Origin of the sequence: Erwinia sp. MMLR14_017 (genome assembly GCF_033657285.1) — a bacterium.
Classification (GTDB): domain Bacteria; phylum Pseudomonadota; class Gammaproteobacteria; order Enterobacterales; family Enterobacteriaceae; genus Erwinia.
Window position 1 is genome coordinate 127,489 of the sequence record NZ_JAWVWP010000010.1, and the last position, 14,059, is coordinate 141,547.

Here is a 14,059-nt window from a genome sequence, read left to right on the forward strand (position 1 = left end):
TCTCTACTTTTGTGGTCGCAGTACGGCCAGTACCTGGGCTACATTCCCTTTAGCCCGGTAGATTGCTGCACAAAAAATCATGTTTATCAGCAGGGCCGACCAGGAGGTGTGGTCGTAGTGGTCGAAAAAATAGCGAAAGGGAATGGAGCCGTAAGCCAGTACAAACAGGTAAGCCAGCCACGAGGCCCAACGTTGGTGATGCGCGCCTGCTTTACGAAAGAACATCAGCCGAAGTGCAATGGCAGTACAGGTAATAACGTTCGCTATCACCATAGGATCATTTGTGACCATGGAAACCTCCCTTCAGGCGAGCGAGCCAGGCGCCCGGATCCTGCTCGGTGAAAAATGTTAAGGTTTTTATTGCCAGGGCAGAGAGCAGGACTGCTCCCAGCCCATCGAGTGGTCTGTCCGTATAACCTAATAACTGTTCGAGTTTCGAACCTGCTAAACCTGAACCAAATACACCCACTATCCACGAAACCAGAAAATAGGCAGCCCGCACTATTAATCTCAAATCTGCGGCGCTGGCAACATAGTACACAGCACCAGCAAATGCACCGAACAGCACGCTATAATTGATGCCAGCCATAGGACCAGCCATCACTGCTTCTGCTGAAGATGCTGCGCCTGCGCTTACAGCGAGTAAATGCTCAAACATAATGCCCCCTTTGCTACAGCGTCTTTACAAGAAATTTGAGCAATAAAAAACCCCGGCCGGAGCCAGGGTTTTGCATATATATCTGTAGTCGTTGCTGCTATTGATGTTATTACCTTAGATCGTTTAATGCGTACGCGTGAGCGTTTTAACGATCTATTTTTGGTGCTGTATGGTAGACCTCCCTGCCTGAAGAGAATATTTATGAGACTGCGCCGGGCGACAACCCTGCGGCAATGAACTAGCCTTTAACTGCCCGTTAAGCCACATCTAATGTCATTTCCAATCAATCAGTTAATTGTGTAAGGAACCTAATAATGTCATCAGGTAGCTATCTGCAACTCAAAGATGGGACAACTCTTTATTATAAAGACTGGGGTGCGGGTCAGCCGGTAGTCTTTAGCCACGGCTGGCCTTTGTCTGGCGATGCTTTTGAAGATCAAATGTTTTTTCTGGCTTCCCATGGATACAGAGTGATTGCTCATGACCGTCGTGGACATGGCCGCTCTTCCCAGCCCTGGGACGGGCATAATATGGACCAGTATGCTGACGATTTGGCGGAGCTTACCGCTGCGCTGGATTTGCGGGATGCCGTTCACGTTGGACACTCTACAGGTGGCGGTGAGGTCGCACGATATATAGCTCGCCATGGCACTGATCGGGTAGCCAAAGCCTCTCTTATTGGCGCTGTGCCACCGATAATGATAAAAACGGATTTCAACCCGGATGGACTGCCTAAAACGGTGTTTGATGGTATTCGCGAAGGCGTACTGAAAGATCGTTCCTCGTTCTTCAAAGACCTGCCTACGGCGTTTTATGGTTTTAACCGGGAAGGGGCTCAGGCTTCACAAGGATTAAAGGATAGCTTCTGGCTACAGGGGATGCAGGGATCGATTAAAGCGCTGTATGACTGCGTGAAAGCGTTCTCGGAAACGGATCAGCGAGAAGACCTGAAAAAGATGACCATTCCAACGCTGGTTATTTATGGTGATGACGATCAGATCGTGCCGCCTGCTTCATCGAGTGAGGCTGCGATTAAACTGCTGCCGAACCCAACCGTGAAAGTCTATCACGGTGCTTCGCACGGACTTTGCAGCACCCATAAAGATCAGATCAATCAGGATTTGCTCAGTTTCTTCAGGGTTGATTGCGTGAATTGAATGGAGTTGAGTTGAGTTGAGAAAAAGGAGCGTTCAGCTCCCTTTTCTCTTTTTCAGTGATAACGCTGTTACTGATTTTGCGCCATTCTGCGCTTTTCGATCAGCGATTCAAGGCTTTCCAGTGAGACACCCAACGAGGGAGTTTGCACTAATTTAGGCATCCCCACCGATGCCTGAGCGTTTACGGGCTTACGTATTCCCGCTGAAAAACTCTGCGATGTTGGGGTAGAACCCTGGTTATTTTTCTGAACCATCTTTTCTCTCCTAACCCATCCTGATGTAAGTAATAATTATAACAAAAACCACGAAGCACCAACCAGTAAATTCCATATCCTCAAAAGACTTTCCAATGAGAAACGCCTTATCATCATGTATTTCTTCTATTTTCTTTGATGCATCAATGTAGAGTTGAGCCATGCTATATAACGAATCATCTCGTGTGTTCAGAAAAAATACCCGGTCAATTCCTTCAACGGGCATGGTGGGCTTGTTGATCAGTACCACCGCCCTGAAGACAAATGACCAACTTGAGCATAACCCGATAAATGTCAGCGCACCGCAGACCAGGGCTGCCACGCCAGGATAAGGATGAATTTTTATAGAGCTTAAGATTGAGTCGGCCCCAAACCGGGCGATAAGAACTAACGCAGTGACGATGACACTGATCGAACCGAAGACTTTCAGTCCTTTTTCTTCTAACAGCCTGAGCCTCTCCAGGTATTGCTCATATTGCTCTTTAGAGTAATCATAAAGTAGCCTGGCACGCTCTATTCTTTCCTCTACTTCTTCCTGAGTAAAGTTTGAATTTTCATTTTGCATGATAAGGCATTTCCCCTGGAATTTTAAAATTTAAATTATCAGTAAAATATTATAAGGTCAATCATACTATTGCCCATAAACGTGCGCATTGAAAGATACTATAATAACTTCCATTTAAAAAAACAAACATATAAATTAAAGATAAAATAGAAATTGGGTTGATATTATCAAACTAACAGGTTTAGTGGGTTTTTTTTTAATTATACAACATAAAAAGTTTGTTAAACGTACCAGACTGAAAAAGAATTGATATAGGGATCGTTATGGATGAACACGTAGTTGGCGGGGATTTACGTTTTATTCTGGTTACCAATAACCGGTTGAGAGAGCAGCGAAAGTTTACCGACTGTTGTTCAAGCCATCAAAGTGCGTAGCATTATGACTCTCTTCACTATAATAAAAAACCGCCCGCAGGCGGTGATAATTATTATTAATTTTTATGTTTTTTTAGCATGTTATGCAATGCCAGAAAAATCACTCCGACACCTATAAAAATCAGGAATGCATATCCAAGTAAATGAAACAGCCATATCCCTGCCATCCCGCCAGCCAGAAATGAGAGTAAGGTAAAAGAGTGTAGCCTAAGTCTCTCAAGGTAAAGCGGAGCATCCTTTGGAGACTCCTTTCGCCTTAGCACATCGAAGAGCATGGCCAGCTCAATACCAATATCCGTAGATGTTCCTGATACATGTGTTGTTCTTACCCGCGCGTTAGATATGCGGGTCACCACGGCATTCTGTAAACCCATTAAAAAGCTCAGGCACAAGATAAGTAATACGCCTGGCGAAAGTGGAGTCAGCCAACTCTCAACAATACCCAACACCACAAGCCCCACCCCCTCAATAATAATATTGATGGCGTATACCGTACGCATGTTTCTCCTGCGACCTGAATTGATAATAATCGTCGAGAATGCGGAACCGGCAATGAAAATGCTCACAATCGACAGAAAAAAAATGGCTGGCGCAAGGTTAGCCTTGGCAAGATGATCTGACAGTGAAGAGACGTTACCAGTCATGTTGGCAGAGAAAAAACCTACCGCTTCAAAGGCTGCTGTGTTCAAGGCTCCCGCAACGGCAGCAAGAGTGCAAGCGAGTCGCGTATCTGCAATGTTACTACGAGAATTCTCAGTGCTGATTAACATGGAACCTGCTGTGTTCAACTGGGGTAAACCTATGATCCGCTCATTTCCGGTGAGTAACAAGATGATAAGCCACACAAAGATTACTGTTTACTTACTACCAGGTTGTACGAGCCTTTGTCCTTCTCTCTCGATCTCATCAAACGCTTTCGCAAATGCGCTGAAGAGGCGTAAAAAGAGGTAATCTGAAGGCGCTTTTATTGCCAGAAAGAAACAGATCCTGAAATGGGAAAAGCTACTGCACCTGCATTTCATGAGCAACGTTCACTGGCCGTAGTCTCTGTCGTGAACAAGGCATTAATATGTAGCAGTTATCAGGTCATTAAAATCAGGTTCAGACAGATAAACAGCATGATGACCGGGGAAGAGATGGATGGTAATAGCAGCTTGAAACTGTACGGTTTCTATCCAGTGTTTTGGGGAAGTTTTGGGGAAAGGATAAGAGAAGAAAAAAGCCAACATAAATTCTACATCTATGTTGGCTATATGTTGCGAAGAGCTGATTACATGTGCTTAATCATTGCGTCGCCAAACTCTGACGTTTTCAGCAGAGTAGCGCCATCCATCAGACGCTCAAAGTCATAGGTCACGGTTTTGGCAGCAATTGCGCCTTCCATTCCTTTAACAATCAGGTCTGCGGCTTCGAACCATTCCATATGACTCAGCAGTAGTTCATTAATTTGATTTAGTTGATTGTATTTAAGGGATTTAATCGGCTTTTAGCATCTATATTCACCACTTTTATCTTCACTGTAACAACTTGATTTTCAGGATTTTATGTCGAGTTTTGATAACCAGTTTATGACTACATGGATGAATTAAAATACACGTCCCTTTGATGCCATTTAATTTTATTAAATTACCGGTCCGGTGAAATCGTACAGCGTCGTGATCGTCAGCGTGATACATCCGAGAATAGTGGTTTGATTCAGCACCTCGCCCTCCAGGGCCTCACCATCCGGCGTAATAATAGCGCGAACCATTATTCGACCTACCTTGACCTCACCAAATAATTCATAGGCAATATAATCACCACTGACCGGCGTTATGGCCGCATCTACCAGATACGACTGTTCCTCATGTTCAAGCAGTGATGTGGCCAGCGGATGATGGATGAAAAGCTCATTCAGGCACAGGCACCTCTCAACATAATCCGTGGCGGGTGAGGGAAATCTTATGTTAGCGCCCTCCGTTGTTTGGGTTATAAAGCAGAAATTTGCGGGGCTCACTTGGTTCTGCAGAAACGTCCCTGAACGTTGACTGGTAGTGTTTCACGCAGCGGTTGGCTTCAGCCATGCTCCACTCATGACCGTAAAGAGACAAAGAGTGGATGGGAAGTTATCCATCTTCGCACAAATAATGGATGCATAAACGCTGCTGCAACGTCTTCTCATCGTCCCATCCCCCCTCTTTCTGCTGTTTTTAAATACAGTGCATGTTAAAGACAGTTCAGGGGCTGCCAAGAAAATGGAACAATACTCTACGGTAAGTCCTTTTCTTAAATTGGCATGACCGGCAGCTAATGATGACCCTGACCCCGAATATGATCCAGTCATAATCAGGAATAACCGGCTTTGACCCTGACCCCGAATATGAACCAGTCATAATCAGGAATAACCGGCTTCATGTTGGTTGTGTATTCTGGCAACCGGCAGACTTCTCAGCAAATTCTGACGGGGTCATCCAGCCCAGCGCAGAATGGGGACGCCTCTGGTTATAGAGTATGCGCCAGGCCTCGATTTTGCACCGTGCATCCTCCAGAGACATAAACCAGTTCTCGTTCAGACATTCCTGCCGTAACCTGCCGTTGAAGGACTCCACCGTCGCATTGTCCGTCGGTGTTCCCGGGCGTGAGAAGTCGATTCTGATGCCTCTTTCGTACACCCATCTGTCCAGCATTTTCCCTGCAAATTCAGAACCATTATCGGTTTTCAGCAACTGAGGTAAAGGACGTCTGAGTTCTATGCTGTTCAGCATTTCTGCCACTTCTGTTGAACGCAGATTCTGCCCCACGCAGATCGCCAGGCATTCGCGGGTGTACAGGTCGATAACCGTCAGCAGGCGCAGTCGTCGCCCGTCAAACAACGCATCAGAGACAAAATCCATGCCCCAGACGTGATTCGGATACAGACCCTGAGGCTGCGGTTGCCGGCGCTGTGCGGATTTATTGCGGCGTGGTCGTTTGAGGCGCAGCGACAGACCCTGTTCACAGTAGAGGCGGTAGATCCGTTTGTGATTATCGCGCCAGCCCTCACGCCGGAGCATCACGTATACCCGGCGGTATCCGTAATGAATTCGCGTTTCGGTGATCTCACGGATTCGCAGGCGCAGCGCGCTGTCATCGGCAGCAACTGAACGATACCTGAACGAGCTGCGGCTGAGTCGCAGCGCAAAACAGATCTGTCTTTCGCTGGCACCGTACCGGGCCTGTAAATCCCTGACCCATTCGCGCAGGCGTGCCAGCGTCAGCTCTTTTTTGCCAGCACGTCCTGCAACATGGCCTTGTCGAGGCTCAGATCGGCAACCAGCCTCTTCAGCCGCAGATTTTCCTCTTCCAGTTGCCGCATATGCTTCAGCTCCGAAGGAGAAATGCCGCCGTATTTTTTACGCCACGTATAGAAAGTGGCATCCGAAATGCCCAGCTTGCGACAGACGTCCGGCACTGACGTACCCAGTTCAGCCTGCTTCAGGGCAAAAACAATCTGCTCTTCGGTGAATCGTGACTTTTTCATCGGCACATCCTCCGTTCAGGGGAGTCATTATCATGCCGGAATTCTGTTTCTGAATGGAGCAGGATTTCGGGTCAGGGTCAGGGTCAGGTCAGGGTCAGAGCAGGTCAGAGCAGGTCAGAGCAGGTCAGAGCAGGTCAGAGCAGGTCAGAGCAGGTCAGAGCAGGTCAGAGCAGGTCAGTTTAGCACCTGTATACAATTGAGAAAATGGGATTGCTGGCCATTAACCGTCAGCCTGGATTAGGGAGGACATCAGTCTACCGGGTTCTGGAAAATTATGAGCAGCAGGCGTAGCGGTTAGTGTTCAGCGCAAGGGCATAATGGAATTACAGGCGGCGGGACTAGTCGTTTCCACCCATCGAAGTCAGCGTAAATCCGTTACAACGACGGTTGTGGCCTGAGAAGCGGTAAACCTCGCCCTTTACGGCGGGGAGCAGTCAATCTGCAAGTTTTTTAAGCTCTTCAGCTACATTTTGTACATCGTGAAGGCCTTGCGCAGCCTCCACTACATAGTCAGCAAATCCATCTGAAGGAGTGATTGGCTTTCCATTGATATCAAGAAAAATCATAGCTGATGCAACTGACGTTCTTTTATTTGCATCGTTAAAGCCATGGCCCCTCGCTATCGAAAGCAGCAGTGAGGCAGCAAGCACGAACAGATCATCTTCATCCTGGTAAACATGCAAATTCTCAACTCTGGCTACCATGCCCTCTACCAGGCCTATATCTCTAAATCCTGCCAAGCCGCCATAAGCTTCCAGCTGACTATTATGAATAGCTATAACTTGCTCAACAGTTAGAAAGAAAATCATTTACCAGCAAGTTCTTTGAAGAGAGCCTGGTTTTTTGGTTTGCTCATCACTTTGGCAAGGGAAGCTTCAAACTTAGCCTGCTGTAAGTCAGCAAACTGCTCCGCAGTAATGACCACCATGTCCGGCGCTGAACGACGAGTAATGATCACCGGCTGCTTGGTTGCAGTGTCCAATACACTGGCAAATTTCTGACGAACATCAGAGAAAGTCAGAGTTAACATGAGATGTTCCTTAAACTGTTACTGATTATATCAACTGAATTGTACAACCCAGTTGATGATAGCGTTAGTTTAAGTCGTCGCTCTAAAATGTTCAAAGGATATTTTGCAGAACTGCAAAATTAAGCTTTAGCCAGCTTACGAGCCTTCCGGAAAAACCTCGCCCTTTACGGTGAGGAACAGTCGTCCGGAAACCGTGATTAGCAATGGCTGCGGGAAATAGAAAATAATTTCGCCAATGATATAGAGCATCGCAGCATGGAATATTCACATTTCGGTATCACTTTTGAAATTTTGAAAAGATATCATCGTTAAAATGGAACTTATCTGGCTTGGCATTCTCGTGAAAACTTAAACCCAAGTCAAATAAAAACAAAAAAATATATAGATATTAAAATTTGCGATCTGAGTGTCATTTTTTATATAAATCACTGCATTTTTTAATAAAAAATGAAAAAATATACTGAATTATTATTCAATGTTAGATAAAGGAGTTATGCAACATGGAAAATGAAAATACCAACAGTTCAAATAAAATTATTGAAACCAATGATAGCACCTTGCTGTTCAGTGATGACTTTAGTTCAGGTCTCGATAAGTGGGATAATGTGACCCTTCCTGCAGCGATTACAGAGTATAATGGAGTAGACGTGCTCATTCTATCAGAACAAGGTCAGCTTCATAAAGTTTTCAAAAACACCCCAGACGAATATTGTTTCATAAAAACTAAATCCCCTGTTTTATTAGTTTCAGAAGACAGCACGTTCGCTATAACTATTAGAACACCAACAATTAGCATTGACTTAGTCTACCCTTATGCTGGGTCTGGTTCCGGTACTGGAAAATGTTTAAACTTAACTACTTTAACGCCTTGCAAGCCAATTACAGCATCAGGTTTACCATTTAAACTAGATTTATCCACGTTACCTAACCCGTTGGGGCCCTTACCCGCAATTAGCTATGTTAGTAATGTTGAAGTATACCAAACACCGATTTATAAAGAGATATCTTTTAATGATGATTCCTGGAAAGAGTTCATTACTATTAATGAAGATTTTGAGTATGAGGTTAATAATGGCGAACTGAGCATCAATGCAACATCATTACCAGCAAAAACGCTTTCCTCACCGAAAAAAATTATGACATTAGAGTTCAATCAGCCAGGCTCTGAAACCGAACATACTGCTGCAGGGGCATTCTATGTTATGAGCGCGCAATGCGATGAAAAAGAAAAAGTCGTAGAGATCCGCCGCAGCGAAAATGAAGATCAAGGAGTAGGTTATCTTTACAGCGATATAGAAGATTTCGCTAATGAATTTTTTACTGGTATAAACTATAACACATCACAAGAAGACGTGACATTCAAGTCAAACATGTCAGGTGAAATTGTAGGAAGTGACTCAGAATCAGCGACCATTAAAATCAGGCGAATTATTATCTTGTTTACTAAGTTAAATAAAATCACGGACGAATAAAAACGCCACATCAGCTATGCTCTCCAATCAAAGTTAATAGTCCCCTAAAATTATCCAGTGCGCCGTAAAACCCCGTCCTTCAGGGCGGGGAGAATGTAAAACAGTAGTTACATAATCGAACGTGTTCACGCGGAACGGCAAAAACCCGGCTTAATGTCAGAGAGAATTGATATACTCCAACAGGTTATCTTTTTTAGTAACTATATAACCAGATGCTATAAGCATCCTGAGCAGCGCACCCGGCAGATCCACAGCGTAAACGAAAAAAATCGCCCAGATGCGGGAATCCAGAGAGTTCATCACCGTTACCACCTGGCTGGATCGCTATCTCGCTATCCAGCAGGATCGGCTTGATTCGGGTGATATAAAGTTAACCTGGGTGAAGCAGAAGAAAAAACCTGTCGAGTTGCTGCGCCAGCACTCAGGGATGATGTATCTGAAAGACATTACCGCACTGGAAATAGCTGAAGTCGTGGATGAGGTAAAAGCACAGGGCTTTAACCGTATGGCGCAAGTGGTCCGGACGAGGCTGATCGACGTTTTCAAAGAGGCCCAGCACGTGGGCCATGTTCCCCCTAGCTACAATCCGGCGCTGGCCCCCCGCCAGCCGCGTAACCGGGTAAAACGCGAATGCCTTTCCCTTGAAGAGTGGAAAGCGATTTACGCCGCAGCTGAACATTATCCACCCTACCTTCAGTGCGCGATGCTGCTGGCCGTCGTCACCGGACAGCGCATCGGGGATATTTCCTGGATGAAGTTCTCCGACATCTGGGATGACATGCTCCACGTCGAGCATGAAAAGACTGGCGCTAAAGTAGCGTTGCCGCTGTCACTGCGCTGTGAGGCGCTGGATATTTCCCTGCGTGAAGTTGTGGCTAAATGCCGTGATGCTGTAGTCAGTAAATACCTGGTACATTTCCGGCACAGCACATCACAGGCAACGAGGGGTGACAGAGTTTCAGCCAGTTCGATAACAACTAAGTTCAAAAAAGCCAGAAACCGCTCCGGGCTTTCATGGCCTGAAGCAAAGGCTCCGACATTTCACGAACAACGTTCGCTGTCAGAAAGACTGTATGAGGCTCAGGGTATTGATACGCAAAAATTACTCGGTCACAAATCACCTCAACAGACGGCAAAATACCATGATGACCGGGGAAAGACTGGACGGTCGTAGCCGTTTGAACAGCATATTTTATAACCAGTTTTGCGGAAGAGTTTTGGGGAAAGGATAAGAGAAGAAAAAAGCCAACATAAATTCTACATCTATGTTGGCTATATGTTGCGAAGAGCTGATTACATGTGCTTAATCATAGCGTCGCCAAACTCTGACGATTTCAGCAGAGTAGCGCCATCCATCAGACGCTCAAAGTCATAGGTCACGGTTTTGGCAGCAATTGCGCCTTCCATACCTTTAACAATCAGGTCTGCGGCTTCGAACCATTCCATATGACGCAGCATCATTTCTGCGGAAAGGATCACTGAACCTGGGTTCACTTTATCCTGACCAGCATACTTAGGTGCCGTACCGTGGGTAGCTTCGAACAGCGCGCATTCATCACCGATGTTTGCGCCAGGGGCGATACCGATACCGCCAACCTGCGCCGCCAGGGCGTCGGAGATGTAGTCACCGTTCAGGTTCATACAAGCGATAACGTCATATTCCGCTGGACGCAGCAGGATCTGCTGCAGGAACGCATCGGCAATCACGTCTTTCACAACGATCTCTTTACCGGTGTTTGGGTTCTTGATCTTCATCCACGGGCCGCCGTCGATCAGCTCACCGCCGAACTCTTCTTTCACTAACTGGTATCCCCAGTCTTTGAAAGCGCCTTCGGTGAACTTCATGATGTTGCCTTTGTGAACCAGAGTCAGCGAGTCACGGTCGTTGGTGATAGCGTATTCCACAGCCGCACGAACCAGGCGTTTGGTGCCCGCTTCTGAACATGGCTTAACGCCAATACCGCACTGCTCAGGGAAGCGAATTTTCTTCACGCCCATCTCATCACGCAGGAACTTGATCACTTTATCCGCTTCTGCAGAACCCGCTTTCCACTCGATACCAGCATAGATATCTTCGGAGTTCTCACGGAAGATCACCATATCGGTCTCTTCAGGACGTTTAACCGGGCTTGGCGTGCCGGTGTAATAACGCACAGGACGCAGACAGATGTAGAGATCAAGCTGCTGACGCAGCGCCACGTTCAGGGAGCGAATACCGCCGCCAACTGGTGTAGTCAGCGGGCCTTTGATAGCGACGCGATACTCTTTAATCAGGTCGAGAGTTTCTTCTGGCAGCCAGACATCCTGGCCGTAGAGCTCTACCGATTTTTCACCGGTGTAAATTTCCATCCAGGAAATTTTACGCTCACCGTTATAAGCTTTCTGTACAGCGGCATCGACAACTTTGATCATCACTGGAGAAACGTCCACACCAATCCCGTCACCTTCAATAAAAGGGATGATTGGGTTGTTTGGTACGTTCAGTTTTCCCTGATCCAGGGTGATTTTCTGACCTTCCGCCGGAACAACTACTTTGCTTTCCATTAACCTCTCCTTCGAGCGCTTTTTTTGTTAATGATTTGTAAGATGCGGGTCAATACTACTTGAATATTCACCCCGCGCCAATCATCTCGGGTTTGCGGTATAATGCGCTTATTGTTTTCAAGTGCAAAGATTATGCGTAAATCTTCCGTTAAGAATCACCGCGTTAAACGATTCAGCCCGCCCGCTGCTGCCGTCAGGGCAGAGAAGGAGCCAAGGCGTGTCATTATTTTTAACAAACCATTCGACGTACTGCCGCAGTTCACCGACGAAGCGGGACGCAGTACGCTGAAGGATTTTATTCCGGTTGCGGGTGTGTATGCTGCCGGTCGGCTGGACCGCGACAGCGAAGGATTGATGGTGCTTACCAACGATGGTGCGCTGCAGGCGAAGCTCACGCAGCCAGGCCAAAGGACCGGTAAAATCTATTATGTTCAGGTAGAAGGCGAACCTGAAGAGAGCGATATTCAGCCGCTCCGGTCTGGCATTAATCTGAAAGATGGTCCTACCCTGCCCGCTGGTGTGGAAAGGGTCGCTGAACCGGCGTGGTTATGGCCCCGTAACCCGCCAGTACGGGAGCGTAAAACGATTCCAACCAGTTGGCTGAAAATCACCCTCTATGAGGGGCGCAATCGCCAGGTAAGACGCATGACGGCCCAGGCCGGCTTTCCCACCCTGCGTTTAATCCGTTTTGCGCTGGGAAACCAGCTGTTGCAAGATTTAGCGCCAGGTGAATGGCGAGACGTTACCGGTGAATTCCCCCTTTAAGCCTTTCAGTTAAGGAGTCAGCCATGTTTAAGCCCCACGTTACCGTCGCAACCGTTGTCCAGGCCGAAGGACAATTTTTAGTCGTGGAAGAGATGGTCCGCGGCCGCGCCACATGGAATCAGCCAGCCGGTCATCTTGAAGCCAATGAAACCTTACTTCAGGCGGCAGCGCGTGAATTGTATGAAGAGACAGGCATTGAAGGCGTCCCGCAGGCTTTTTTACGGCTGCATCAGTGGTTAGCGCCGGATAACACCCCGTTTTTACGCTTTCTGTTTGCGCTGGATTTAGCAAAAGTGGTGCCCACTTATCCGCAGGATCGCGATATCGATCGCTGCTGGTGGCTGCCGCCGGAAGAGATCATGACGGCGAAAAAGCTGCGTTCTCCGCTGGTTGCAGAGAGCATTCGGGTTTATCAGCAGGGTCCCCGTTATCCACTGGAAGTCCTTAGTGCCTTTCAATGGCCCTATAGCGAGGATGCGCCCGCCGCGGACGCGTGGTAGAATATGCCGCAATTTTAAAGTGCAGCCTTTAACTGCAACTCAAAGTCGGGTACTTCTCATGTCCAGCCAGAAAAAAGTGATCGTCGGTATGTCCGGCGGTGTTGACTCCTCCGTTTCCGCCTGGCTGCTCCAGCAGCAAGGTTACCAGGTTGAAGGCCTGTTTATGAAAAACTGGGAGGAGGATGACGGTGAAGAATACTGTACCGCGGCGGAAGATCTGGCCGATGCGCAGGCGGTCTGCGACAAATTAGGCATTCACCTGCACACAGTGAACTTTGCCGCCGAGTACTGGGACAATGTCTTTGAGCACTTCCTGGAAGAGTACAAAGCGGGCCGCACCCCCAATCCCGATATCCTGTGCAACAAAGAGATCAAATTCAAAGCGTTTCTGGAGTTTGCGGCTGAAGACTTAGGCGCAGATTTCATCGCCACCGGGCACTATGTTCGTCGCCAGGATTTGGCGGGCAAAAGCCGCCTGCTCCGTGGTCTGGACGACAATAAAGATCAGAGCTACTTCCTCTATACGCTCGGTCATGAGCAAATTGCACAAAGCCTGTTTCCGGTGGGAGAACTGGCGAAACCAGAGGTCCGCCGTATTGCGGAAGAGCTGGAGCTGGTGACGGCGAAGAAAAAAGATTCAACCGGTATCTGCTTTATTGGCGAGCGTAAATTCCGTGATTTCCTTGGCCGCTATCTGCCTGCTCAGCCAGGCGCCATCCTCAATCCTGAAGGCGAGGTGGTCGGTGAACACCAGGGGCTGATGTATCATACCCTCGGCCAGCGTAAAGGGCTGGGCATTGGCGGTACCAAAGAAGGCAGCGAAGAGCCGTGGTACGTGGTGGATAAAGATGTCGCTAACAACGTACTGGTAGTGGCGCAGGGACATGACCATCCGCGCCTTATGTCCGTGGGGCTGATAGCCCAACAGCTGCACTGGGTTGACCGGGAAACTCTGCAGGCTCCGCTGCGTTGCGCCGTTAAAACGCGTTATCGTCAGGCCGATATTCCCTGCACGGTAATGCCGCTGGGCGAAGATCGCCTTGAGGTTCGCTTTGACGAGCCGGTAGCTGCCGTGACGCCGGGTCAGTCTGCGGTATTTTATCTTGGTGAGGTTTGCCTGGGCGGCGGCGTTATTGAAGCGCGACTGCCGCTGCTTTAAGCAGTGTCCGCGCGGCCCGCTGCCGCGCACTGGATAGCAACAACAGACAATTTCGTAGCGCCTGCTGTAGTCAGCGCAGGCG

At 47.8% G+C, this 14,059-nt stretch carries 15 protein-coding genes and 4 pseudogenes; 8 read left to right on the forward strand and 11 right to left on the reverse strand.

Annotated elements, in window-relative coordinates; all coding sequences use genetic code 11:
* Positions 1 to 3 precede the first annotated feature (3 nt).
* The gene (locus SD961_RS16530) at positions 4 to 291 is read right to left on the reverse strand and encodes a phage holin family protein (protein WP_318791438.1); all 288 of its coding nucleotides are present in this window, start codon (positions 289 to 291) and stop codon (positions 4 to 6) included.
* Positions 278 to 658, reverse strand: a complete 381-nt coding sequence (locus tag SD961_RS16535) for a putative holin (RefSeq protein WP_318791439.1) — start codon at positions 656 to 658, stop codon at positions 278 to 280. The genes SD961_RS16530 and SD961_RS16535 overlap by 14 nt, the downstream gene beginning before the upstream one ends.
* Positions 659 to 972: 314 nt before the next feature.
* On the opposite strand from SD961_RS16535, the gene SD961_RS16540 reads away from it, so the two are divergent.
* Positions 973 to 1,815 (forward strand): alpha/beta hydrolase, encoded by an 843-nt coding sequence (locus tag SD961_RS16540; RefSeq protein ID WP_318791440.1) that lies wholly within the window; start codon positions 973 to 975, stop codon positions 1,813 to 1,815.
* Positions 1,816 to 1,883: 68 nt separating this feature from the next.
* Here the strand turns inward: SD961_RS16540 and SD961_RS16545 are convergent, their stop codons facing one another.
* The 6 genes and pseudogenes from SD961_RS16545 to SD961_RS16570 all read right to left on the reverse strand — a co-directional run bounded on the left by SD961_RS16545 (position 1,884) and on the right by SD961_RS16570 (position 6,507).
* Positions 1,884 to 2,069, reverse strand: a complete 186-nt coding sequence (locus tag SD961_RS16545) for a hypothetical protein (protein ID WP_318791441.1) — start codon at positions 2,067 to 2,069, stop codon at positions 1,884 to 1,886.
* Positions 2,070 to 2,079: 10 nt separating this feature from the next.
* Positions 2,080 to 2,634 carry a hypothetical protein gene (locus tag SD961_RS16550; protein ID WP_318791442.1) on the reverse strand — a complete coding sequence of 185 codons (555 nt, stop codon included), beginning with the start codon at positions 2,632 to 2,634 and terminating at the stop codon, positions 2,080 to 2,082.
* 430 nt (positions 2,635 to 3,064) lie between these two features.
* Positions 3,065 to 3,778, reverse strand: a complete 714-nt coding sequence (locus tag SD961_RS16555; protein WP_318791443.1) for a YoaK family protein — start codon at positions 3,776 to 3,778, stop codon at positions 3,065 to 3,067.
* 500 nt (positions 3,779 to 4,278) lie between these two features.
* Positions 4,279 to 4,449: pseudogene (locus SD961_RS16560) on the reverse strand (NADP-dependent isocitrate dehydrogenase); the annotation flags it as partial.
* Positions 4,450 to 4,629: 180 nt separating this feature from the next.
* Positions 4,630 to 5,004 carry a hypothetical protein gene (locus tag SD961_RS16565; RefSeq protein WP_318791444.1) on the reverse strand — a complete coding sequence of 125 codons (375 nt, stop codon included), beginning with the start codon at positions 5,002 to 5,004 and terminating at the stop codon, positions 4,630 to 4,632.
* 394 nt (positions 5,005 to 5,398) lie between these two features.
* Positions 5,399 to 6,507, reverse strand: a protein-coding gene (locus tag SD961_RS16570) for an IS3 family transposase (protein ID WP_412916695.1) whose coding sequence is annotated in 2 segments (ribosomal slippage) — positions 5,399 to 6,246 and positions 6,246 to 6,507 — 1,110 coding nt in all. Because the reading frame shifts where the segments join, the coding sequence is not laid out codon by codon here.
* Positions 6,508 to 6,693: 186 nt separating this feature from the next.
* On the opposite strand from SD961_RS16570, the pseudogene SD961_RS16575 reads away from it, so the two are divergent.
* A pseudogene (locus SD961_RS16575) lies at positions 6,694 to 6,798 on the forward strand (recombinase family protein); the annotation flags it as partial.
* Positions 6,798 to 6,905 (forward strand): annotated as a pseudogene (locus SD961_RS16580) (transposase); the annotation flags it as partial. The pseudogenes SD961_RS16575 and SD961_RS16580, both read left to right, overlap by 1 nt.
* Positions 6,906 to 6,941: 36 nt before the next feature.
* Here the strand turns inward: SD961_RS16580 and SD961_RS16585 are convergent.
* Together SD961_RS16585 and SD961_RS16590 are read right to left on the reverse strand one after the other, a co-directional pair.
* Positions 6,942 to 7,316, reverse strand: a complete 375-nt coding sequence (locus SD961_RS16585) for a type II toxin-antitoxin system death-on-curing family toxin (RefSeq protein ID WP_318791445.1) — start codon at positions 7,314 to 7,316, stop codon at positions 6,942 to 6,944.
* Positions 7,313 to 7,537 carry a type II toxin-antitoxin system Phd/YefM family antitoxin gene (locus SD961_RS16590; protein ID WP_318791446.1) on the reverse strand — a complete coding sequence of 75 codons (225 nt, stop codon included), beginning with the start codon at positions 7,535 to 7,537 and terminating at the stop codon, positions 7,313 to 7,315. The genes SD961_RS16585 and SD961_RS16590 overlap by 4 nt, the downstream gene beginning before the upstream one ends.
* A 500-nt stretch (positions 7,538 to 8,037) precedes the next feature.
* Between SD961_RS16590 and SD961_RS16595 the strand changes: the two genes are divergently transcribed.
* Together SD961_RS16595 and SD961_RS16600 are read left to right on the forward strand one after the other, a co-directional pair.
* Positions 8,038 to 9,009 (forward strand): hypothetical protein, encoded by a 972-nt coding sequence (locus tag SD961_RS16595; protein ID WP_318791447.1) that lies wholly within the window; start codon positions 8,038 to 8,040, stop codon positions 9,007 to 9,009.
* A 228-nt stretch (positions 9,010 to 9,237) separates the two neighbouring features.
* Positions 9,238 to 10,191 (forward strand): annotated as a pseudogene (locus SD961_RS16600) (tyrosine-type recombinase/integrase); the annotation flags it as partial.
* Positions 10,192 to 10,302: 111 nt separating this feature from the next.
* Here the strand turns inward: SD961_RS16600 and icd are convergent.
* The gene (gene icd, locus SD961_RS16605; RefSeq protein ID WP_318791448.1) at positions 10,303 to 11,553 is read right to left on the reverse strand and encodes an NADP-dependent isocitrate dehydrogenase; all 1,251 of its coding nucleotides are present in this window, start codon (positions 11,551 to 11,553) and stop codon (positions 10,303 to 10,305) included.
* 102 nt (positions 11,554 to 11,655) lie between these two features.
* Here icd and rluE point away from each other — a divergent pair, with 102 nt between their 5' ends.
* The 3 genes from rluE to mnmA are packed head-to-tail and all read left to right on the forward strand — an operon-like array spanning position 11,656 to position 13,977.
* A complete protein-coding gene (gene rluE, locus SD961_RS16610; protein ID WP_318791449.1) occupies positions 11,656 to 12,318 on the forward strand; it encodes a 23S rRNA pseudouridine(2457) synthase RluE in 663 nt (220 codons plus the stop codon).
* Between the two features lie 23 nt (positions 12,319 to 12,341).
* Positions 12,342 to 12,818: an NUDIX hydrolase gene (locus SD961_RS16615; RefSeq protein WP_318791450.1), complete on the forward strand. Its 477-nt coding sequence runs from the start codon at positions 12,342 to 12,344 to the stop codon at positions 12,816 to 12,818.
* A 58-nt stretch (positions 12,819 to 12,876) separates the two neighbouring features.
* Positions 12,877 to 13,977 (forward strand): tRNA 2-thiouridine(34) synthase MnmA, encoded by a 1,101-nt coding sequence (mnmA, locus tag SD961_RS16620; protein WP_318791451.1) that lies wholly within the window; start codon positions 12,877 to 12,879, stop codon positions 13,975 to 13,977.
* The last annotated feature ends 82 nt before the right edge of the window (positions 13,978 to 14,059 follow it).

Excerpts from the sequence above, each read along its gene's own strand:
- SD961_RS16530 (WP_318791438.1), bottom strand. The coding sequence starts at position 291 with ATGGTCACAAATGATCCTATGGTGATAGCGAACGTTATTACCTGTACT.
- SD961_RS16535 (WP_318791439.1), bottom strand. The coding sequence starts at position 658 with ATGTTTGAGCATTTACTCGCTGTAAGCGCAGGCGCAGCATCTTCAGCA.
- SD961_RS16540 (WP_318791440.1), top strand. The coding sequence starts at position 973 with ATGTCATCAGGTAGCTATCTGCAACTCAAAGATGGGACAACTCTTTAT.
- SD961_RS16545 (WP_318791441.1), bottom strand. The coding sequence starts at position 2,069 with ATGGTTCAGAAAAATAACCAGGGTTCTACCCCAACATCGCAGAGTTTT.
- SD961_RS16550 (WP_318791442.1), bottom strand. The coding sequence starts at position 2,634 with ATGCAAAATGAAAATTCAAACTTTACTCAGGAAGAAGTAGAGGAAAGA.
- SD961_RS16555 (WP_318791443.1), bottom strand. The coding sequence starts at position 3,778 with ATGTTAATCAGCACTGAGAATTCTCGTAGTAACATTGCAGATACGCGA.
- SD961_RS16585 (WP_318791445.1), bottom strand. The coding sequence starts at position 7,316 with ATGATTTTCTTTCTAACTGTTGAGCAAGTTATAGCTATTCATAATAGT.
- SD961_RS16590 (WP_318791446.1), bottom strand. The coding sequence starts at position 7,537 with ATGTTAACTCTGACTTTCTCTGATGTTCGTCAGAAATTTGCCAGTGTA.
- SD961_RS16595 (WP_318791447.1), top strand. The coding sequence starts at position 8,038 with ATGGAAAATGAAAATACCAACAGTTCAAATAAAATTATTGAAACCAAT.
- icd (WP_318791448.1), bottom strand. The coding sequence starts at position 11,553 with ATGGAAAGCAAAGTAGTTGTTCCGGCGGAAGGTCAGAAAATCACCCTG.
- rluE (WP_318791449.1), top strand. The coding sequence starts at position 11,656 with ATGCGCTTATTGTTTTCAAGTGCAAAGATTATGCGTAAATCTTCCGTT.
- SD961_RS16615 (WP_318791450.1), top strand. The coding sequence starts at position 12,342 with ATGTTTAAGCCCCACGTTACCGTCGCAACCGTTGTCCAGGCCGAAGGA.
- mnmA (WP_318791451.1), top strand. The coding sequence starts at position 12,877 with ATGTCCAGCCAGAAAAAAGTGATCGTCGGTATGTCCGGCGGTGTTGAC.